The organism is Amycolatopsis sp. NPDC021455, from assembly GCF_040640995.1.
Taxonomy (GTDB): Bacteria; Actinomycetota; Actinomycetes; order Mycobacteriales; family Pseudonocardiaceae; genus Amycolatopsis.
In genome coordinates this window covers 32,201-54,871 of sequence record NZ_JBFACT010000049.1, presented here as the reverse complement: position 1 = coordinate 54,871, position 22,671 = coordinate 32,201, and the positions used below count along the sequence as shown (strand labels likewise).

At 74.0% G+C, this 22,671-nt stretch carries 5 protein-coding genes; all 5 read left to right on the top strand.

The features are described 5' to 3' along the window. The first annotated feature begins 56 nt into the window (after nucleotides 1–56). On the top strand, nucleotides 57–3,167 hold the full coding sequence (locus tag AB0G28_RS35875; RefSeq protein WP_361099756.1) for an amino acid adenylation domain-containing protein: 3,111 nt from the start codon (nucleotides 57–59) through the stop codon (nucleotides 3,165–3,167). Nucleotides 3,168–3,298: 131 nt separating this feature from the next. After that, entirely contained in the window at nucleotides 3,299–15,529 is a 12,231-nt protein-coding gene (locus AB0G28_RS35870) for an amino acid adenylation domain-containing protein (protein WP_361099753.1), read from the top strand. Between the two features lie 23 nt (nucleotides 15,530–15,552). Further along, nucleotides 15,553–21,135, top strand: coding sequence for an amino acid adenylation domain-containing protein (locus AB0G28_RS35865; RefSeq protein ID WP_361099750.1), 5,583 nt, complete (start codon nucleotides 15,553–15,555; stop codon nucleotides 21,133–21,135). After that, on the top strand, nucleotides 21,132–21,341 hold the full coding sequence (locus tag AB0G28_RS35860) for an MbtH family protein (protein ID WP_361099747.1): 210 nt from the start codon (nucleotides 21,132–21,134) through the stop codon (nucleotides 21,339–21,341). Before AB0G28_RS35865 ends, AB0G28_RS35860 begins: the two co-directional genes overlap by 4 nt. A 106-nt stretch (nucleotides 21,342–21,447) precedes the next feature. Beyond that, nucleotides 21,448–22,653, top strand: a complete 1,206-nt coding sequence (locus AB0G28_RS35855; RefSeq protein ID WP_361099744.1) for a cytochrome P450 — start codon at nucleotides 21,448–21,450, stop codon at nucleotides 22,651–22,653. Nucleotides 22,654–22,671: the final 18 nt, after the last annotated feature.

Here is a 22,671-nt window from a genome sequence, read left to right as displayed (position 1 = left end):
ATACTTCGACCAAGTCAGCTGGATCGGCGCTTGCGGAAGTGTGGCCGCTTTCCCCGATGCAGGAGGGAATGCTCTACCACGCCTCGATGGACGACGAGGCGCCCGACATCCACGTCATCCAGCAGTCGCAGATCATCGACGGGCCCTTGGACGCGGACCGGTTCCGCAGATCCTGGGAGGCCGTCCTCGACCGGCACGCGGCGCTCCGCGCGTGCTTCCACCGGCGGAAGTCCGGCGAAACGATCCAACTCATCCCCCGTGACGTGCGGCTGCCGTGGACCGAATGCGACCTGTCCCATCTGTCCGAAGAGGACGCACTCGCCGAAGCGGGCGTGCTCGCGGAACAGGAGCGCGGCAAGCGGTTCGACCTCGCGAAGCCGCCCCTGCTGCGGCTGGTGCTGATCCGGCTGGGCCCGGACCGGCACTGCCTGGTGACCACCAGCCACCACCTGCTCATCGACGGGTGGTCGCGCGCGGTCATCGAGGCGGACCTCCTCGAGATCTACGCGGCGGGTGGCGTCGCCGCCCGGCCGCGGTCCGCGGGCTCCTACGGGGACTACCTGGCGTGGCTGGGCCGGCAGGACAAGCAGGCCGCCCGTGCGGCGTGGCGCGCGGAACTGGCCGGCGCCGAAAACTCGGCGCTCGCGGTCCGGGAAGCGCCCGGCCGGGCCCCGGGGCGGCCGGTCCGGGAGGTCTTCCGCCACTCGCCGGAGTTCACCTCCGCGCTGGCCGAGTTCGCCCGGCGGCACGGGCTGACGCTGAACACGCTGGTGCAAGGGGCGTGGGCGGTGGTGCTGGCCCGGCTGACGCGCCGCCGTGACGTGGTGTTCGGCGCGGTGGTTTCGGGGCGCCCCGCGGAGCTGCCCGGCGCCGAACAGGTCGTGGGCGTGTTCATCAACACCGTGCCGGTGCGGGTGCGGCTGGACGGCGCGCAGCCGGTCCTCCGGCTGCTGACGGAGCTGCAGGCACGGCAGTCCGAGCTGATTTCGCACCACCACCTCGGCCTGCCGGAGATCCAGAAGATCGGCGGGGCCAACTTCGACACGATCGTGGTGTTCGAGAACTACGCCGATCCGGCGGCGGGAGCGGGCTCCCCGGGTGGCCTCGGCCTGACCCTGCACGAGTTCCACCAGGCGTCGCCGTACGCGATCAGCCTGGGCGTCCTGCCCGGGGAAAGCCTGTACACCCAGCTGCAGTACCAGCCGGAGACGGTCGACGCCCGGGTCGCCGAGGCGATCCTGCCCCGGCTCGCCCGCGTGCTGGAGCGGATGATCGCGGAGCCGGGGACGGCGGTGGGCCGGCTGGACGTGGTGGACGACGCCGAGCGTGAGCTGGTCGTCGGGCGGTGGAACGAAACCGGCGACGCCCTGGGCGCCGCCTCGGCGGTGGAGCTGTTCCGCCGCCAGGTGGACCGGACGCCCCGGGCGGCGGCGGTGCGGGCCGGGGACCGGGTCTGGTCGTTCGAGGAGCTCGACGAGTGGTCCGGCCGGCTGGCCGGGGCGCTGATCCGGCGGGGCGTGCGGCGCGGCGACCGCGTCGGCGTGGTGCTGGAGCGGTCGCCCGAGGTGCTCGCGGCCTGGCTCGGCGTGTGGAAGGCCGGAGCGGCGTTCGTGCCGGTCGCCGCGGGCAACCCGGCGGACCGGGTGGCGTTCGTGCTGGCCGACGCCGCGGTGGCGGCCGTGGTGTGCGCGGCGGAGACCTCGGGTGTGGTGCCGTCGCACCACGAGCGGATCGTCGTGGACGACGTCGTCGGGGACGCGGTGCCGCCCGTCCCGGTCGGGCCGGACGACCTGGCGTACGTGATGTACACGTCCGGTTCGACGGGCACCCCGAAGGGCGTGGCGGTGCCGCACGGGAGCGTCGCGGAGCTGGTGGGGAGCTCCGGCTGGGCGATGGGGTCCGGCGAAGTGGTCCTGATGCACGCGCCGCACGCGTTCGACGCGTCCCTGTTCGAGATCTGGGTGCCGCTGGTGTCGGGTGCCTGCGTGGTGGTGGCCGAGCCGGGGCCGGTGGACGCCCGGCGGCTGCGGGAGGCGGTCGCGGCCGGGGTGACGCGGGCGCATCTGACCGCGGGCAGTTTCCGTGCGGTGGCGGAGGAGTCGCCGGAGTCGTTCGCCGGGTTGTTCGAGGTGCTGACCGGCGGTGACGTCGTGCCGGCGGCCGCGGTGGAGCGGGTGCGGAAGGTCTGTCCCCGGGTGCGGATCCGGCACCTGTACGGCCCGACGGAAGCGACGCTGTGCGCGACGTGGCACGTGCTCGAACCGGGCGGCGCGCTCGGCGCGGTGCTGCCGATCGGCCGTCCGCTGCCGGGCCGCAGGCTGTACGTGCTGGACGTCTTCCTGCGCCCGTTGCCCCCGGGCGTCGCGGGCGACCTGTACATCGCTGGCCCGGGGCTGGCCCGTGGCTACCTGGGCCGCGCGGCGTCGACGGCGGAGCGGTTCGTCGCCGATCCGTTCGCCCCCGGCGAGCGGATGTACCGGACCGGCGACGTGGCCTGCTGGACCGCCGGGGGTGAGCTGCTGTTCGCCGGGCGGGCCGACGACCAGGTCAAGATCCGGGGCTACCGCGTGGAACCGGGTGAGGTCGAGGCCGTGCTGGCGCGGCAGCCCGGCGTGGACCAGGCGGTGGTGGTGGCCCGGGAGGGACGGCTGGTCGGTTACGTCGTGTCGGGGGAGGACGTGGACCCGGCGCGGCTGCGCGAGCGGCTGGGCGAGATCCTGCCGGACTACCTGGTGCCGGCGGCGGTGGTCGCGCTGGCGGCCCTGCCGGTGACGGCGAACGGGAAGGTCGACCGGGCGGCGCTGCCCGACCCCGGCTACGCCGGAAACGCTTCCGGCCGGGAGCCGGCCACGGAGACCGAGCGGGCGCTGTGCGCGCTCTTCGCCGAAGTGCTCGGAGTCGAGCGGGTCGGTGCCGACGACAATTTCTTCGAACTGGGCGGCGACTCGATCACGTCGATGCAATTGGCCGCACGGGCCCACCGCCACGGAATCGTCTTCGGCACGACGGAGGTGTTCGAGCACCGGACGCCGGCGGGAATCGCGCTGGTCGTCGAACGGGGAACGGACGAGCCCGCCGCCGACGGCCAGGACACTTCCGGCGTCGACCTCCTCGAATTGGACCAGGACGAAATCGAGGAATTCGAAGCCGAGTTCGAGACCCGGTGACCGCCGGCATTGGACATGTTGTCCCGGCCGGTCCGGCAGAAGGATGATTGTTCCGGGGGAAATCAAGTCGTGTCCGGCTTCGGCCGCTTCGGCGACGAACTTCAAGCCTTTCGCTGATCGAGGAGATTTCAATGGCTCAGTCGCGGATCGAGGAAATCCTGCCGCTGTCGCCGCTGCAGGCAGGGTTGCTCTTCCACGCGGTCTACGACGACGAAGGGCACGACGTCTACACCGGCCATTGGGTCCTGGACCTGGACGGGCCCGTGGACGCGGCCAGGCTGCGCGCGGCGTGGGAAGCGCTGCTGACCCGGCACGCCCCGCTCCGGGCCTGCTTCCGGCAGCGCAAGTCGGGCGAGACGGTGCAGATCATCGCCAGGGAAGTGGACCTGCCGTGGCGTGAGGCCGACCTGTCGCACCTCGAGGACCCCGGGGAGGCCGTGCGGGAACTGTCCGAAGAGGACCGGACGAAGCGGTTCGACCTCGCGCAGGCGCCGTTGCTGCGGCTGACCCTGATCCGTCTCGCCGCCGAGAGCCACCGTCTCGTGGTGACCTGCCACCACACGATCATGGACGGCTGGTCGATGCCCGTCGTGCTCGACGAGCTTTCGTCGCTGTACGCCGCCGACGGCGGCCCGCTCGACCTGCCGGCGGTGACGCCGTACCGGGAATACCTCGCGTGGCTGAGCCGGCAGGACAAGGACAGGGCGCTCTCGGCGTGGGTGGCGGAGCTGGGCGACGCCGGGGAGCCGACGCTGGTGGCGCCCGCCGATCCGGGGCGGGCGCCCGGCGTGCCGGAAAGCGTCGAGGTCACGCTGCCGGCGGACCTCTCGCGATCGCTGGCCGGACTGGCCCGTGGCCACGGGCTGACGCTGAACACGGTGGTGCAGGGCGCGTGGGCGCTGGTGCTGGCGCAGCTGGCCGGCCGGACCGACGTGGTGTTCGGGGCGGTGGTGTCGGCGCGTCCGCCGGATCTGCCCGGCATTGAAGGAATGGTGGGGCTGTTCCTCAACACCGTCCCGGTCCGCGTGCGGCTGAACGGCTCGACGCCGGTCGTCGAACTGCTGGCGGAGGTGCAGAAGCGGCAGTCAGCGCTCATCCCGGACCGGTTCGTGGGGCTGGCCGACATCCAGCAGGCGGCCGGTTCCGGCGCGATCTTCGACACCCTGCTCGTCTTCGAGAAGTTCCAGCGCGAAGCCGGCGGGAAGGACTCCGCCGGCCCCTTCGGCATCCGGGTGAACCAGGGCCGGGAAGCGGCCCACTACCCGCTCACGCTGGTCGCGGTGCCCGGCGAGTCGATGCTCCTCAAGCTCGACTACCTGCCGGAGCTGTTCGACCGGGCGGCCGCGCTGGCCGTCGTCGAGCGGTTCACCGGGGTGCTGCGCCGGCTGACGGCGGCGGGTGACCTCACCGTGGCCGACGTCGAAGTGACGAGCGCGGCCGAACGGGCCCGGGTGGCGGAATGGGGAGCGGCGGGCGCCGCCGCGCCCGCCCGCTCGGCTCCGGACCTCTTCCGCAGCCAGGTGGAGCGCCGCCGCGACGAGGTGGCGGTCGTCGACGGCGATCGGACGCTGTCGTACGGCGAGCTGGCCGAGCGCGCGGAGAAGCTCGCCGGTCACCTGAGCGGCCGGGGCGTCCGGCACGGGGACCGGGTCGCCGTGGTGATGGACCGGTCGCCCGAGCTGATCGTGACGTTGCTGGCGGTGTGGCACGCGGGCGCGGCGTATGTCCCGGTGGATCCCGCCTACCCGGCGGAACGCGTGAAGTTCATGCTGGCGGACGCGGAACCGGCGGCGGTGGTGTGCGCGGAGGCCTACCGGGACGCCGTGCTGGACGGCGGCCTCGAGCCGATCGTCCTCGACGACCCGCGGACCCGGCAGGCGGTGGCGGAGTGCGCTCGCCTTTCGGTGGGCGCGAAAGCCGATCAAGTCGCCTACGTGATGTACACGTCGGGGTCGACGGGAACGCCGAAGGGCGTCGCGGTCTCGCACGGCAATGTCGCGGCGCTCGTCGGGGAGCCGGGCTGGGACGTCGGCCCCGGCGACGCCGTGCTGATGCACGCCTCGCACGCGTTCGACATCTCCCTGTTCGAGCTGTGGGTGCCGCTGGTGTCGGGTGCCCGGGTGGTGCTCGCCGGATCGGGTGCGGTGGACGGCGCGGCGCTGGCCGCTCACGTGGCGGACGGGGTCACCGCCGCCCACCTGACCGCGGGAGCCTTCCGGGTGCTGGCCGAGGAGGCACCGGAGTCGGTCGCCGGCCTGCGCGAGGTGCTGACCGGCGGGGACGCGGTGCCCTTGGCCGCGGTGGAGCGGGTGCGGCGGGCGTGCCCGGACGTGCGGGTGCGGCACCTCTACGGGCCGACGGAGAGCACCCTGTGCGCGACGTGGTGGCTGCTCGAACCCGGCGACGGGACGGGCTCGGTGCTGCCGATCGGCCGTCCGCTCGCCGGGCGGCGGGTCTACGTCCTGGACGCGTTCCTGCGCCCCGTGCCCCCGGGCGTGGCGGGCGAGCTGTACGTCGCCGGAGCCGGGGTGGCGCAGGGCTATCTCGCGCGTCCGGCGCTCACGGCCGAGCGGTTCGTCGCCGATCCGTTCGCCGCCGCCGGGCGGATGTACCGGACCGGGGACCTGGCCTCCTGGACGGACGAAGGCACGCTGGTGTTCGCCGGGCGGGCCGACGACCAGGTGAAGATCCGCGGCTACCGGGTGGAGCCCGGCGAGGTCGAGGTGGCGCTCGCCGGCCTGCCGGGGGTCGGCCAGGCCGTGGTGTCCGCCCGGGACGGGCACCTGATCGGTTACGTGGTCGCCGAAGCGGGGCAGGACGCCGACCCGGCGGGGCTGCGCGCGCGGCTGACCGAGACGCTGCCCGAGTTCATGGTCCCGGCCGCGGTGCTCGTGCTGGACGAGCTGCCGTTGACGGTCAACGGGAAGGTGGACCGGCAGGCCCTGCCCGAACCGGACTTCGCCGGGAAGGCGGCGGGCCGGGAGCCGGCCACCGAAGCCGAGCGAGTCCTTTGTGGAGTGTTCGCCGAAGTCCTCGGCGTGGACCGCGTCGGGGTCGACGACAGCTTCTTCGAGCTGGGCGGTGACTCGATCTCGTCGATGCAGGTGGCCGCCCGGGCGCGGCGCGAAGGGATTTCCCTGTCGCCGCGCCAGGTCTTCGAGCACCGGACCCCCGGGCGCCTGGCGGCGCTGGCCGGCGAGCCGCCGGCGGCGGACCGGACTCGCTCCGAAGTGGACAGTGGTGTGGGAGAGATCCCGTGGACGCCGGTGATGCGCGCGCTCGGGGACGAGGCTGCGCGCCCCGGCTTCGCGCAGGCGAGAGTCGTCGTCACGCCGGCGGGCCTGGACCCGGACGCGCTGGTGACCGCCCTGCAGGCGGTGCTGGACGTGCACGACGTGCTGCGGGCGCGGGTGGAGCCCGGCGGACGGCTGGTCGTGGCCGAGCGCGGCGCGGTGGCCGCGGCCGGCCTCTTCACGCGGGTGGCGGCCGGGAGCGGGAACCTCGACGAGATCGCCGAGCGCGAGGCCGGGACGGCGGCGCGCAGGCTGGACCCGTCGGCGGGAATCATGGTGCAGGCCGTGTGGGTCGACGCCGGGGCCGCCGAGCCGGGCCGGCTGACGTGGGTGGCACACCACCTGTCGGTCGACGCGATCTCGTGGGGAATCCTGCTGCCGGACCTGCGCGCGGCCTACGACGAGGTGGTCGCCGGCCGGGCGCCGGCCCTCGAACCCGCGGCGACGTCGTTCCGGCAGTGGGCCCGGCGGCTGACCGAGCAGGCGTTCAGCGAGCACACCGTGGCCGAAGCCGACCGGTGGGCCGCCCTGCTGGAAGGCGCGGACCCGGAGCTCGGGCCGCCCGGCGCCGTCCAGCACCGTGGGCAGCGGCATTCGTGGTCGGCGACCCTGTCCGGCCCGGTGGCGCACGGCCTGGTGGCCCGTCTGCCGGGGGCGTTCCACTGCGGGATCCAGGACGTCCTGCTGGCGGCCCTCGCCGGTGCGGTGGCGCGCTCGCGCGACACGGACGCCGGGCTGCTGGTGGACGTGGAAAGCCATGGCCGCGAAGCCGTCGGCGGCGAGGACCTGCTGCGCACCGTGGGCTGGTTCACCCGGGTGCACCCGGTCCGCCTCGACCTCGCCGGGGTCGACCTTTCCGCCGCGGCGGAAGGGCACGCCGCGGCCGGGCAGCTGCTGAAGGCGGTGAAGGAACAGGTCCGCGCCGTCCCCGGCGACGGGCTCGGCTACGGGCTGCTGCGCCACCTCAACCCGGCGACCGCCGACCGGCTGGCCGCGCTGCCGTCCGCGCGGATCGGGTTCAACTACCTCGGCCGGGCCGCTCTCGCTCCCGAGGACACGGCGTGGCGGCAGCTGGGCGAAGGGCCGCTCGGCGGCGGTCCGGACCTCGTACTGGCCCACGCCGTGGAGGCCGGCGCCGAAGTCCGGGACACGCCGGGCGGACCCCGGCTGGGGCTCGCCATCGACAGCCGGGATCTCGACCCCGCCACGGTGGAGCGGCTCGGCGAGGCCTGGCTGGCCATGCTGACCGGCTTCGCCGCGCTGGCCGGCACTCCCGGCGCGGGCGGGCACACGCCGTCCGACTTCGAGCTCGCCGAGCTGACGCAGCGGGACATCGCGGAGCTGGAGGCCGCGGTGCCGGGGCTGACCGACATCTGGCCGTTGTCGCCCCTGCAGGAAGGCATGCTCTTCGAGCGGGCCTTCGACGAAGACGGGGTCGACGTCTACCAGACCCAGCGGATCCTGGACCTCGACGGGCCGCTCGACGCGGACCGGCTGCGGGCGGCGTGGAGCCGGGTGGTGGCCCGGCACGAATCGCTGCGCGCGAGCTTCCACCAGCTGGCGTCCGGTGAAACGGTGCAGGTCGTCGCGGCCGAGGCCGGACTCCGGTGGCGGGTGGCGGATCTGTCGCACCTCGGTGAGGCGGAGGCGGCCGAGGAGGTCGACCGCCTGCTCGCCGCCGACCAGGCCGAACGGTTCGACGTGACCGCGGCGCCGCTGCTGCGGCTGCTGCTGATCCGGCTCGGCGCCGGACGGCACCGGTTCGTGCTGACGTCGCACCACGTCCTCCTGGACGGCTGGTCGACCCCGCTCGTCCTGGGCGAGGTGTCGGCCGCCTACGCGGGCGGGGCCGGTCTGCCGGCGTCACCGTCCTATCGGGACTACCTGGCCTGGCTGACCCGCCAGGACGAGGCGGCGACGCGCGCGGCGTGGCGGGCGGAGCTCGCCGGAGCGGACGAACCGACCCTGGTGGACGCCGACGCGGACAAGTCGATGGTCCTGCCCGGCGACTGCGCTGAACGGCTGTCCGAGGCGGCGACGCGAGCCCTCACGGACTTCGCCCGCGGTCACGGTTTGACGGTGAGCACGCTGGTGCAGGGCGCCTGGGCGCTGGTGCTGGCGCGCCTGGCGGGCCGGACGGACGTCGTGTTCGGGACGGTGGCCTCGGGTCGTCCGGCGGACGTGCCGGACGTCGAGCGGACGGTGGGGATGTTCGTCAACACCATCCCGGTCCGCGTGCGCCTCGACGGCGGCCTGCCGGTGCTGGACATGCTCCAGGACCTGCAGCGGCGCCAGTCGGCGCTGACCGAGCACCAGTACCTGGGGCTGCCGGAGATCCAGAAGGTGGCGGGCACCGGCGCGATCTTCGACACCATCGTGATGATCGAGAACTACCCGCACGACGCCACCGGTCTCGGCGACGACGGCGGCGTCTCGATCAGCTCGGTGCGCACCCGGGCCGGCACCAGCTACCCGCTGACGATGAGCGTCTCTCCCGGGAAGCGCCTGCAGATCCGCGTGTCCTACCGGCCCGACCGGATCGACGAGACGACGGCCGCCGAGGTCGCGCGGCAGGTCGTGCGGGTGCTGGACCGGATGGTGGCGGAGCCGTCCCGGCCCGTGGGCCGCCTGGTCGTGACGAGCGAACCGGCCCGTGCGTCGGTGGTGGAGCACTGGAACTCGACCGGCGAAGCGGCCGCCGGGTCGTCGGTGCCGGAGTTGTTCCGGCGGCAGGTCGCCGCCTCGCCGGAGGCGGTGGCGGTGGTGGCCGGCGGACGCACCTTGTCCTACGGCGAACTCGACCGGGAATCCGACCGGCTGGCCGGGTACCTGGCCCGGATCGGCGTGCGCCGCGGCGACCGCGTCGGCGTGGTGCTGGACCGCGGCGCGGACCTGCTCGTCGCCCTCCTCGCGGTCTGGAAGGCGGGGGCCGCGCAGGTCCCGGTGAACGTGGACTACCCGGCGGAACGGATCGCCCGGATGCTGGGCGACGCCGGCGCCGCGGTGGCGATTTGCGTGGCGGCGACCCGTGACGCGGTGCCGGACGAGGTCGAGCCGGTCGTCGTCGACGCCTTGGCGGAAGCGGACCTGCGGCACGCGGCACCGGCGTTCACGGCCGGAGCGGACGACGTGGCCTACGTGATGTACACGTCCGGGTCGACCGGAGTGCCGAAGGGGGTCGCGGTGCCGCACGGGAGCGTGGCGGCACTGGCGGGCGACCCGGGCTGGGCGCAGGGCCCCGGCGATCGCGTGCTGCTGCACGCGTCCCACGCGTTCGACGCGTGCCTGGTGGAGATCTGGGTGCCGCTGGTCAGCGGGGCCCGCGTGGTGGTCGCGGAACCGGGCGCCGTCGACGCACAGAGGCTGCGGGAAGCGATCGAAGGCGGCGTGACCACGGTGCACTTGACCGCGGGCGCTTTCCGGGCCGTGGCCGAGGAGTCGCCGGAGTCCTTCCGCGGGCTGCGGGAGATCCTGACCGGCGGGGACGCGGTCCCCCTGGCATCGGTCGCGCGGATGCGCGCGGCCTGCCCGGAGGTCCGGTTCCGGCAGCTCTACGGCCCCACCGAAATCACCCTCTGCGCCACCTGGCTCGTCCTCGAGCCGGGCGTGGAAACGGGCGGCGTCCTGCCGATCGGCCGCCCGCTGGCCGGACGGCGGGCGTACGTGCTCGACGCGTTCCTCCAGCCGGTGGCGCCGAACGTGACCGGGGAGCTCTACCTCGCCGGCGCCGGCCTGGCGCACGGCTACCTGGGCAATCCCGGTTCGACGTCGGAGCGGTTCGTCGCCAGCCCGTTCGCCGCCGGCGAGCGCATGTACCGCACCGGTGACCTCGCGCGGTGGACCGGCCGAGGCGAGCTGCTGTTCGCCGGACGGGCCGACGCCCAGGTGAAGATCCGCGGCTACCGCGTCGAGCCGGGGGAGATCGAGGTCGCGCTGACCGAGGTCCCCGGGGTCGCGCAGGCGGTCGTGGTGGCCCGGGAGGACCGCCCCGGCGACAAGCGGCTGATCGCGTACGTGACCGCGGAAGCGGGACCGGGACGGGATCCCGGCGCGGTCCGCGAGCAGCTCGCGGCGCGGCTGCCGGACTTCATGGTGCCCGCGGTCGTGGTCGTGCTGGACAGCTTCCCGTTGACGCTCAACGGGAAGATCGACCGCGCGGCCCTGCCCGCCCCGGAGACCACCGGGAAACCGGCCGGGCGCGAGCCGCGCACCGAGACCGAGCGGGTGGTGTGCGAGCTGTTCGCCGAAATCCTCGGCGTGGACCGGGTCGGCGCCGACGACAGTTTCTTCGAACTGGGCGGCGACTCGATCCTCTCGATGCGGCTGGCCGCAAGGGCGCGACGCGAAGACGTCGTCTTCGGCGCGAAGCACGTCTTCGAGCAGAAGACACCCGCCGGGATCGCGGCCGTCGCCGAGCTCGGCGGGCCGGGGCGGCCGAGCGCCGACGACGGCGTCGGCGAGGTTCCGTGGACACCGGTGGTACGGGCCCTGCTCGAACGGGATCCCGGTGCGCTCACCCGGGGCGCGCTGGCGCAGTGGGTGATCGCCGGGGCGCCCGCCGATCTGTCGGTGGACGCGCTGGTGGCCGGCTTGGCGGCGGTGCTCGACACGCACGACCTGCTGCGGAGCCGGATCGTCCAGGACGGCGGAGCGGAGCCGAGGCTGGTCGTGGCCGAGCGCGGAGCGGTGGACGCGGCGGCGCTGGTCGAGCGGATCGAGCTCGGAACCGGTGACCTGGACGAGGTCACGGACCGCTGGGCCCACGACGCGGCCGCGCGCCTGGCTCCCACGGCCGGCGTGATGGTCCGGGTGGTGTGGGTGGACGCGGGCCCCGGCCGCGTGGGCCGGCTCGTCGTGGCCGCGCACCACCTCGTGGCCGATGTGGTGTCGTGGCGGATCCTGCTGCCGGACCTGCAGGCGGCCTGTGAAGCCGTGGCCGCGGGCCGCGAACCGGCGCTCGACCCGGTGGACGTCTCGTTCCGCCGCTGGGCGCGGACGCTGACCGAGCAGGCGGCGATCCGGACCGCGGAACTTCCGTCGTGGACGGGGATCCTCGAGGGCGCGCCGTCGCGGCTGGGCGAGCTGGACCCCGCGCGGGACACCGTCGAGACGGCGGGGCGCAAGTCCTGGACCCTGCCGCGGGAGCAGGCGGCCGTGCTCGTGGAAAAGGCCACCTCGGCCTTCCACTGCGGTGTCCACGAGGTGCTGCTGGCCACCCTCGCCGGCGCGGTGGCCGCCTGGCGCGGCGGCACCGCCGTGGTGGTGGACGTCGAAGGGCACGGCCGTCAGGACATCGACGGGCTGGACCTTTCGCGGACGGTCGGCTGGTTCACCGCCATCCACCCGCTCCGGCTGGACGTCACGGGGATCGACCCGGCCGAAGCGATCGCCGGTGGCGACGCGGCCGGCCGGTTGCTGAAGCAGGTCAAGGAAAACGTGCGAGCCGTGGCCGACGGCGGGCTCGGCTACGGGATGCTGCGGTACCTCGACGCCGGAACCGGGCCGGTCCTGGCGGCACTGCCGAAGGCGGAGATCGGGTTCAACTACCTCGGCCGCTTCCCGGCCCGGTCCGAAGGTGACGCGCGGCCGTGGCAGCTGGTGGGGACCATCGGCGGGGCGGCCGAGCCGGACCTGGCGCTCCGGCACGTCGTGGAGGTCGACGCGGCCGTGCTGGACGCCGACGGCGGACCCGAGCTGACCGTGACCGTGACCTGGGCCGGACGCCTGCTGGACGAAGCCGGGGCGGAGGCGCTCGGGAAGGCCTGGCTGGACCTGCTGGCCGGGCTCGCCGCCCACGCCGGCGGCGGTGCCGGGGGGCACACGCCCGCCGACTTCCCGCTCATCCCGCTGGCGCAGCGGGATGTCACGGAGGTCGAGGCCGCCGTGCCGGACCTGCTCGACATCTGGCCGCTGTCCCCGCTCCAGGAAGGCCTGCTGTTCCACGCGGCCGACGAGCGCGGCCCGGACGTCTACGCGAGCATGCGGACCCTCGCCATCGACGGCCCGCTGGACGTCGCCCGCCTGCGCGCGTCCTGGCAGGTCCTCCTCGACCGGCACCCCGCCCTGCGGGCGAGCTTCCACCAGCTCGGGTCCGGCGCGGCCGTGCAGGCGATCGGCCGCGAAGTCACGCTGCCCTGGCTGGAGACCGACCTGTCCGGGCTGCCCGAGGACGAGGCGCTGGCGGAGTTCGACCGGATCGCCGCGCGGATGCACGCCGACCGGTTCGACCTGACCCGGGCACCGCTGCTGCGCCTGCACCTGGTCCGCCTCGGCGAACGACGGCACCGGCTGGCCATGACGTCGCACCACATCGCGGCCGACGGCTGGTCGCTGCCGCTGTTCATCGTCGACGTGCTGGCGGCCTACGAAGCCGGCGGCGACGGCCGGGCGCTGCCCGCCGCGACGTCCTACCGCGACTACCTCGCCTGGCTCGCCCGCCAGGACAAGGCGGCCGCCCGGGAGGCGTGGCGGACCGAGCTCGCGGGGCTCGACGAAGCGACGCACGTCGTGCCGCCGGAGACGATCACCGCGCCGATCGAGCCCGAGCGCGTCCAGTTCGGGCTCGCCGAGGGGCCGAGCCGCGCACTGGTGGAGTTCACCCGCCGGCACGGCGTGACGGTGAACACGCTCTTCCAGGGCATCTGGGCGCTGCTGCTGGCCCGGCTGACCGGACGCGGCGACGTCGTCTTCGGGGCCACCGTGGCCGGGCGCCCGCCCGAGATCCCCGGGGTGGAGTCCGCCGTCGGCCTGTTCATGAACATGCTGCCGGTCCGGGCCCGGCTGAACGGCGCCGAACCGTTCGTCGACATGCTGCGGGACCTGCAGGAGCGCCAGGTCGCGATGATGGCGCACCAGCACATCGGGCTGGCCGAGCTCAACCAGCTCGTCGGTCCGGGCGCGGCGTTCGACACGATCGTGGTGTTCGAGAACCCGCCGCTCCCGCTGCGCCCGTCCGACGACCCGGGCGCGCTCGTCATGCGCCCGGCGGCGGTCCCGAACGACACCGGGCACTACCCGCTGTCCATGCGCGTGTCCGCGGCGGACGGCGTCCGCGGCGAGTGCATCTACCGTCCGGACGCGTTCGGCCGCAGCCGGGTCGAGGAGCTGGTCGCGGCGATCCTCCGCGCGGTGGAGCAGGTCGTGGCCGAGCCGCGGACGGTGGTGGGGCGGGTCGGCCTGATCGGCCCGGAGCAGCGCCGGCTGGTGGTCGACGAGTGGAACCGGACCGACGTGCCGCTCGCGGCGGAGACGCTGCCGGCCCTGGTCCGCGCCCAGGCGGAGCGGGCGCCGGACGCCGTGGCGGTGGAGGACGCGGCGCGGAGCCTGTCGTACGCGGGGTTGCTGGACGAGGTCGAGACGCTGGCCCGGCTGCTCGTGGGCTCGGGTGTCCGGCGGGAGACCCGGGTGGGCGTCGTCGTCGGGCGTTCGGCGGAGCTGGCGGTGACGCTGATGGCGGTCACGTTCGCCGGCGGGGCGTTCGTGCCGGTCGACCCCGGCTACCCCGCCGAGCGCGTCGAGTTCATGCTGGCCGACTCGGCGCCGCAGGTGCTGGTGTGCACCGAGGCGACCCGCGCGGTCGTGCCCGCGGGGTTCGCGGGGACGGTACTGGTGCTGGACGACCTGCCCGCCGCCGATCCGGGGGCCGTCCTGCCGGCGGTGGCCCCGGAAGACGCGGCGTACGTGATCTACACGTCGGGGTCGACCGGGGTGCCCAAGGGCGTGCTGGTCACCCACTCCGGGCTCGCCAACCTGGGGTACGCGCACATCGAGCGGATGGCCGTGACGTCGTCCTCGCGGATCCTGCAGCTGTCCGCGATCGGGTTCGACGCCATCGTCTCCGAGCTGTACATGTCCCTGCTGGCCGGCGCGACCCTGGTCCTGCCGGACGCGGCGAACATGCCGCCCCGGGTCACGCTGGGCGACGCGATCCGCCGGGCGGGGATCACCCACCTGACCGTGTCGCCGAGCGTGCTGGCGAGCGAGGACGACCTGCCCGCCACGCTGGAAACCGTGCTGACGGGCGGCGAGGCCCTCCCGGCGGCGCTGGTGGACCGCTGGTCGCCGGGCCGCCGGGTGATCCAGGCCTACGGGCCGACGGAGACGACCATCTGCTCGACGATGAGTGCCCCGCTTTCCCCGGGACACGACCAGGTCCCGCTCGGCGGCCCGATCCACAACGTGCGGCACTACGTGCTCGACGCCTTCCTGCAGCCGGTGCCGCCGGGCGTGGTCGGCGAGCTCTACATCACCGGCGTCGGGCTGGCCCGCGGCTACCTCGGGCGCCCGGGCCTGACGGCGGAACGGTTCGTCGCCAGCCCGTTCGCCCCCGGCGAGCGGATGTACCGATCCGGCGACCGGTTCCGCTGGACCGCCGACGGCCAGCTGCTCTTCGCGGGCCGGGTCGACGCGCAGGTCAAGGTGCGCGGCTACCGGGTCGAGCCGGCCGAGATCGAGGCCGTGCTCGCCGAACACCCGGGGGTCGCCCAGGTGGCGGTCGGCGTCCGCCGGGACGGGCCGGGCGACAAGCAGCTGGTGGCGTACGTCGTGCCGTCGGCCGAGGGCGCCGCCGGGAACGGCGGGCTGGCGTCCGCGCTGCGCGAGCTGGCGGCCGAACGCCTGCCGGAGTACATGATGCCCGCGGCGTTCGTGTCGCTGGACCGGATGCCGCTCACCCCGAACGGCAAGCTCGACCACCGGGCGCTGCAGGCTCCCGACTTCGCCGGGATGTCCTCCAAGCGGGATCCGCGCACGCCCATGGAAGCGAAGCTGTGCGAGCTGTTCGCGGACGTGCTCGGCCTGGACCGGGTGGGCGCCGACGACAGCTTCTTCGAGCTCGGCGGCGACTCGATCACTTCGATGCAGCTGTCGGCCCGTGCCCGTCGCAACGGGCTGGAACTGACCCCGTGGCAGGTGTTCGAAGAAAAGACGCCGGAGCGGCTGGCGGCGCTCGTCACCGAGCTCCCCGCCGAAGGCGGGCCGGCCCCGGCGCCGGAGCCGGCCGGCGGCCTGCTCGTCGCTCTTTCCCCTGACCAGATGGACCAGCTCGAGGCCGGGCTGGCCGGCGAATGACCGCCATCCATAAGGAGCACATCGTGACCGTTGACGACACCCGCGCGAAGCCGCGCTCCAGCGTGGAAGACGTCTGGCCGCTTTCGCCGCTGCAGGAAGGCATGCTCTACCACACCGTCCTCGACGCCGACGGGCCGGACACCTACACCGTGCAGACCGTGTACGGCATCGACGGCCCGCTGGACGCCGGGCGGCTCAGGGCGTCGTGGCAGGCGCTGGTGGACCGGCATGCCGCGCTGCGGGCCTGTTTCCGCTACGTCAGCGGCGCGCAGATGGTGCAGGTCATCGCGCGGGACGCGGAAATCCCTTGGCGGGAAACGGATCTGTCCGGGCTGCCGGAGGACATCGCCGACGGCGAGGTCGACCGGCTGGCGGCGGACGAGCTGGCCGAGCGGCTCCGCATCGAAGCGGCGCCCCTGATGAAACTGCACCTGATCCGGCTCGGCCCGGAGCGGCACCGGCTCGTGCACACGCTGCACCACGTGCTGACCGACGGCTGGTCGATGCCGATCATCCACCGCGAGCTCGCCGCGATCTACGCGGCGGGCGGCGACGCCTCCGGCCTCCCGCCGACAGTGTCCTATCGGGACTACCTCGCCTGGCTGGGCCGGCAGGACAAGGACGTGGCCCGGGCGGCCTGGCGGGCGGCGTTCGCCGGGCTGGACACGCCCACCACGGTCGCCCCGGCCGATCCGGGCCGCGTGCCGGACATCGACACCGTGGTGGTCGAGCTGCCGACGGAGCTGACGGACGCGCTGGCCCGGCTGGCGCGCGGCCACGACCTCACCCTCAACACCGTGGTGCAGGGCGCCTGGGCGGTCGTGCTTTCGCAGCTCGCGGGCCGGACCGAGGTGGTGTTCGGCGCGACCGCTTCGGGGCGGCCCGCCGAGCTGCCCGGGGTCGAGGCGATGGTCGGCCAGCTGCTCAACACCCTGCCGGTGCGGGTCCGGCTCGACGGCGGGCGGCGGGCCGTCGAGCTGTTCGCCGAGCTGCAGCGCGACCAGTCGGCGCTGATGGCCCACCAGCACCTCGGGCTGCAGGACGTGCAGGCCGTCGTCGGTCCCGGGGCGGTCTTCGACACGCTCGTCATCTACGAGAACTTCCCCCGCAAGGGACTCGGCCGGGCACCGGACGGCGGCCTGAGCCTGATCCCGGTGAAGCGCGGGCGCAACTCCTCGCACTACCCGTTCACGCTGATCACCGGACCCGGCGAGCAGATGCCGCTCATCCTCGACTACGACCGGGGGCTCTTCGACCGGGCGGTCGCCGAATCGGTCGTGGGCGCGCTGGCCCGCGTGCTGGCGCAGCTGGTCGCCGAGCCCGACGTCCTCGCCGGCCGGCTGACGCTGCTGAGCGAGACCGAGCGGGCCCTGGTGGTGGACGAGTTCAACGCGACCGCGGGCCCGGTGCCCGGGGAATCCGTGGTCGAGCTGTTCGCGCGGCGCGTGGCCGAGGCGCCCGGCGCGGTCGCGATCACCGACGCGGCCGGTGCGGACCTGACCTACGCCGAGGTCGACCGGGCGTCGAACCGGCTGGCGGCCCACCTGGCCGCGAACGGGGTCGGCCGGGGTGACCGCGTCGGCGTGGCCATGCAGCGGTCGCCGGAGCTGCTGATCGCGTTCCTGGCGATCTGGAAGGCCGGCGCCGCCTACGTCCCGGTGGACGTCGAGTACCCGGCCGAACGGATCGCGTTCATCTTCGAGAACTCCGGGGTTTCGGCCGTCGTCTGCACCGGGGACACCCGGGCGGCCGCGCCGGAAGACGCGATCGTCCTCGACGCGCCGGAGACCCGGGCGGCCGTCGCCGGCTGCGCCGACACGCCGCCGGAGAGCCTGCCGCACGGCGCCGACCTGGCGTACGTGATGTACACCTCGGGGTCCACGGGCCTCCCGAAGGGCGTGGGCATCCCGCACCGGGCCGTGGCCGGTCTGGCCGGCGACGCCGGCTGGCAGCTCGGGCCGGGCGACGGCGTGCTGATGCACGCGACGCACGTCTTCGACCCCTCGCTCTACGCGATGTGGGTGCCGCTCGTCACGGGTGGCCGGGTCCTGCTCACCGAGCCGGGAGTGCTGGACGCGGGCGGGGTCCGCCAGGCCGTCGAACGGGGTGCGACCGCCGTCCACCTCACCGCCGGCAGCTTCCGGGCCCTGGCGGAAACCTCTCCGGAGTGCTTCGCGGGCCTGACCGAGATCGGGACCGGCGGGGACGTGGTTCCCGCGCAGTCCGTGGAGAACCTGCGGCGGGCCCAGCCGGACCTGCGGGTGCGGAACACCTACGGGCCGACCGAAACCACTCTGTGCGCGACGTGGAAGCCGATCGAACCGGGCGAGGTGATCGGCCGGGAGCTGCCGATCGGGCGGCCCATGACGAACCGCCGGATCCACCTCCTCGACGCCTTCCTGCGCCCGGTCCCGCCGGGCGTGACCGGCGAGCTGTACATCGCGGGCACCGGGCTGGCGCGCGGGTACCTCGACAGCCCGGGCCTGACGTCCGAGCGGTTCGTGGCGTGCCCGTTCCTCGACGGCGAACGCATGTACCGCACCGGCGACCTGGCGCGCTGGACCCCCGACGGCGAGGTGGTGTTCCTCGGCCGCGCCGACGACCAGGTGAAGATCCGCGGCTACCGCGTGGAACTGGGCGAGGTGGAGGCCGCGCTGGCGGCCCAGCCGGGGGTGGTCGAGGCCGTCGTCCTGGCCCGGGAGGACCAGCCGGGGGAGAAGCGCCTGGTCGGCTACTTCGTCTCCGACGGCGGGGACGCGGGACCGGAGGAGATCCGGCGGCAGCTGGGCCTCGTCCTGCCCGCGTACATGGTTCCGGTGGCCGTCGTCGCGCTGCCCGGTCTCCCGGTCACCCCCAACGGCAAGGTGGACCGCCGGGCCCTGCCCGCCCCGGACCTCACGGGGAGCGCGTCGGAGAAAGCACCGGCGAGCGAGACCGAAAAGGTGCTGTGCGCGCTGTTCTCCGAAATCCTCGGCGTCGAGCGGGTGGGCGTCGACGACGCCTTCCACGACCTCGGCGGGAGCTCGGCGCTGGCCATGCGGCTCATCGCGCGGATCCGCGAGGAGCTCGGCGCCGACCTGCCCATCCGGCAGCTGTTCTCCTCGCCGACCCCCGCGGGGGTCGCCCGGGCGCTCGCCGCGAAGTCGCGCCCCGCACTGGAAGCCGTCCCGCGGCCGGACCGGGTGCCCCTCACCGCCCGGCAGCTGCGCGCCTGGCTGCTGGCCGGCCCCGGGGAGGACACGGCCGGTCTGCACATCTCGGTGGCCCTGCGCCTGCGTGGCCGGCTGGACGTGCCCGCGCTGGCCGCAGCGCTCGGCGACGTCGCGGCCCGGCACGAGATCCTCCGCACGACCTTCCCCGGCGACGCCCACAGCGTGCGCCAGCACATCCAGGACGCCGTGGCGATCGAGCTGGCTCCCGTGCCGGCCACCGAGGAGGAGCTGCCCGGGTTGCTCGGGCAGCGGCGGGTCTTCGACCTGACCCGGGAGCTGCCGTGGCGCTGTGACCTTTTCGGACTGTCCGAAAAGGAGCATGTGCTGCACCTGCGGGTGCACCGGATCCTCGCCGACGACGACTCGCTGGACGTGTTCTTCCGCGACCTGGCGGCCGCCTACGGCGCGCGGCGGGAGGGCCGGGTCCCGGAGCGTGCGCCGCTGGCCCTGCAGTTCGCCGACTACGCGGTCTGGGAGCAGCGGCTGCTGGAAGCCGAGGGCGAGCCGGGCAGCCTGGTCGACGAACAGGTGGTGTTCTGGCGGGACAACCTGGCGGGCATCGAGGGGGAGACGGTGCTCCCGGTGGACCGCCCCCGGCCGGTGATCCCCTCCCGGCGGACCGAAGCCGTCCCGGTGCGGCTGGCCGCCGGCCCGCACGCCCGCCTGATGGCGGCGGTGGACGGGGCGGACGCACTCGAGGTCGTGCACGCCGCGCTCGCCGTGCTGCTGGCCAAGCTCGGTGCGGGCGACGATCTGGTGATCGGCACGACGCTGCCCCGGGACGAGGAGCTCATCGACCTCGAGCCGATGATCGGGCCGTTCGCGCGGCCGGTCGCCGTGCGCACGGACCTTTCGGGCGACCCGACCTTCCTGGAGGTCGTCACCCGGGTGCGGGAGGCGGCCCAGGCCGCGCAGGAGCACCTGGACGTGCCGTTCGAGCGGATCGCCGAGCTGCTCGGCCTGCCCGCTTCGCTGTCCCGCCACCCGGTGTTCCAGGTCGGGCTGGAAGTGCTGGACGAGGACCTCGCGACGTGGGACGCGACGGAACTGCCCGCACTGCGCACCGGCCTCGAGCCGGGCGGAGCCGAGGCCATGGAGCTGGATTTCGCGTTCAAGCTCGCCGAACGCCGGGACGACGACGACAACGAGGCCGGCATCGAAGGCACTCTCCGTTACGCCACCGACCTGTTCGACGAAGCCACGGCGGAATCGGTGGCGCGGCGGCTGGTCCGCGTCCTGGAACAGGTCGCGGAGGATCCCGGGCGGCGGATCGGTGAGCTCGACGTCTTCCTCGACGACGCCGAACGCGGCCGTCCGCCGATCGCCCCGGCGCGGTGGTCCGGTGCCGTGCCGCCGGTGGCCGCGAGCCTGGCCGGGGCGGGCCCGCTCGGGGCGCTTCTGCTCGACGAGGAGCTGCGTCCCGTCGCGCCCGGCGCCGTCGGCGATCTCTACCTCACCGGTGCGGCGGTGGACGCGGGGGAGGCCGGGCCGGCCGAGCCCTGCCCGTTCGGGGAACCGGGGCACCGGATGCTGCGCACCGGCCTGCTCGCCCGGAAGACCGCCGCCAAGACCCTGGTCGTCGTGGGCGAGCGGCGGCGGGCGAGTGCTTCGGTGAAGACGGGCGACTACGAGATCCTGCTGCCGCTGCGCGCCGGCGGCGACCGTCCGCCGCTGTTCTGCGTCCACGCGAGCGGTGGCCTCAGCTGGAACTACGAGCCGCTGCTGCGGCACCTCCCGGCGAACCAGCCGGTCTACGGCGTGCAGGCGCGCGGCCTGGCCCGCACCGAGCCCCTGCCCGGCAGCGTGGAGGAAATGGCCGCCGACTACCTCGCGCAGATCCGGGCCGTCCAGCCGTCCGGGCCTTACCACTTCCTCGGCTGGTCGCTGGGCGGCAGGATCGCGCAGGCGATGGCCGCACTGCTCGAGGCGGACGGAGAGGAGGTCGGCTTGCTCGCCCTGCTCGACGCCTATCCCGTCTACATGGGACGGAAAGCGACCGGCACCGCGAGCGAAGAGGCCGCGCGCGACGAAGAAGCCATGGAACAGCGGAACCGGCGGGACCTGGAGCTCGCGGGCCAGCTGGTCAAGGGCGCGGCCGCCAGGGCACGCCTGGAAGCGGTCATGCGCAACCTGTGGGAGGTCGGGCCGCGCCACACCGCGTCGCCCTTCGCCGGCGACATCCTGCTCTTCGTCGCCACGGTCGACCGTCCCGCGCACCTGCCCGTCCCGGTGGCGGTGGCCAGCTGGCAGGACTACACCACCGGCACCATCGAGCCCCACGAGATCCCGACCAACCACTACGACATGGTGCAACCCGCGGCGCTGGCCCGGATCGGCGCCGTCGTCGCCGAAAAACTCCGGTCCCGGCCGGAAAGTGAAAGGACACAACGATGACCAACCCGTTCGACAACGAAGACGGTTCCTTTTTCGTGCTCGTCAACGACGAGGGCCAGCACTCCCTCTGGCCGGCCTTCGCGGAGGTGCCCGCCGGCTGGACCCGGGTCCACGGCGAAGCCGGCCGTCAGGAGTGCCTCGCCTACGTCGAGGAGAACTGGACGGACCTCCGGCCGAAGAGCCTCGTCCGGGAAGCCGGCGCCTGAGGCGTCCAGCCGCTCAACGCGGACGGTTGGACGAGCCCCGCGCTCGTCCGGCCGTCCGCGACCACCCGGTCCGCATCCGCCGGCCGGAGGCGAAAGGACCTGTGCAGTGCTCGAGGAGAACGACGTCTTCCGGGGTACGTTCGAGGAGATCAACGTCGGCCGGGGTTCGGAGATCCACTGGCGGGACGGGTTCGACCCGGTACCGCAGCTCCACGCCCTGATGGAACAGGGCCCCTTGACCGTGCTGGGCGTCGAGGACGCCCCCGAAGGCCGGACCGCGTGGCTCGCCACCGGCTACGACGAGGTCCGGCAGGTGCTCGGCTCGGACAAGTTCAGCGCCAAGCTGATCTACGGCGGGACCGCCGCCGGATTCACGTGGCCGGGCTTCCTCACCCAGTACGACCCGCCGGAGCACACGCGCCTGCGGCGGATGGTGGTCTCCCCGTTCGCGATCCGGCGGATGGAGCGGTTCCGGCCGCAGGTCGAGCAGACCGTCGAGGCCGCACTGGACGACATCGAGGCCATGGGCGGCCCGGTGGACTTCGTCCCGCACTTCGGCTGGGCGGTGGCGACGACGGTCACCTGCGACTTCCTCGGCATCCCCCGGGACGACCAGGTGGATCTGTCGCGTGCCCTGCACGCCAGCCGGTCCGAGCGGTCCGGTAAGCGGCGCGTGGCGGCCGGGAACCGGTACATGACCTACATCGAGCAGGTCGTGGCCCGCACGCGCCGCGATCCCGGCGACGACCTGTTCGGCGTCGTGGTGCGCGAGCACGGCGACGAGATCACCGACGCCGAGCTGGCGGGGGTGGCCGCGTTCATCATGGGGGCGGGCGGGGACCAGATGGCCCGGTTCCTCGCGGCGGCCGCGTGGCTGGTGGTCGAGCACCCGGAGCAGTTCGCGGTGCTGCGGGACAAGCCGGACACCGTCCCGGGCTGGCTGGAAGAGGTGATCCGGTACCTCACCAGCGACGAGAAGACCACCCCGCGCATCGCGCTGGAGGACGTGCGCATCGGCACCTGCCCCATCAAGGCGGGCGACACCGTCACCCCCTCCTTGCTGGCCGCGAACCGGCCGCACTTCCCGGACCCGGAGGACGCGTTCGACATCACCCGGGAACGGCCGGCGCACGTCGCGTTCGGGCACGGCATCCACCACTGCCTCGGCCGTCCGCTGGCCGAGATGGTGTTCCGGACGGCGGTCGAAGCGCTGACGCACCGCTTTCCCACCCTGCGGCTGGCCGAGCCGGAGCGCGAAATCAAGCTGGGACCGCCGCCGTTCGACGTGAAAGCCCTGCTGCTCGACTGGTAGCGCCCGCACCGGCGGAGA

What these genes read in the sequence shown, in the direction of transcription:
- AB0G28_RS35875 (WP_361099756.1), top strand. Translation starts at nt 57, where the DNA reads ATGCAGGAGGGAATGCTCTACCACGCCTCGATGGACGACGAGGCGCCC.
- AB0G28_RS35870 (WP_361099753.1), top strand. Translation starts at nt 3,299, where the DNA reads ATGGCTCAGTCGCGGATCGAGGAAATCCTGCCGCTGTCGCCGCTGCAG.
- AB0G28_RS35860 (WP_361099747.1), top strand. Translation starts at nt 21,132, where the DNA reads ATGACCAACCCGTTCGACAACGAAGACGGTTCCTTTTTCGTGCTCGTC.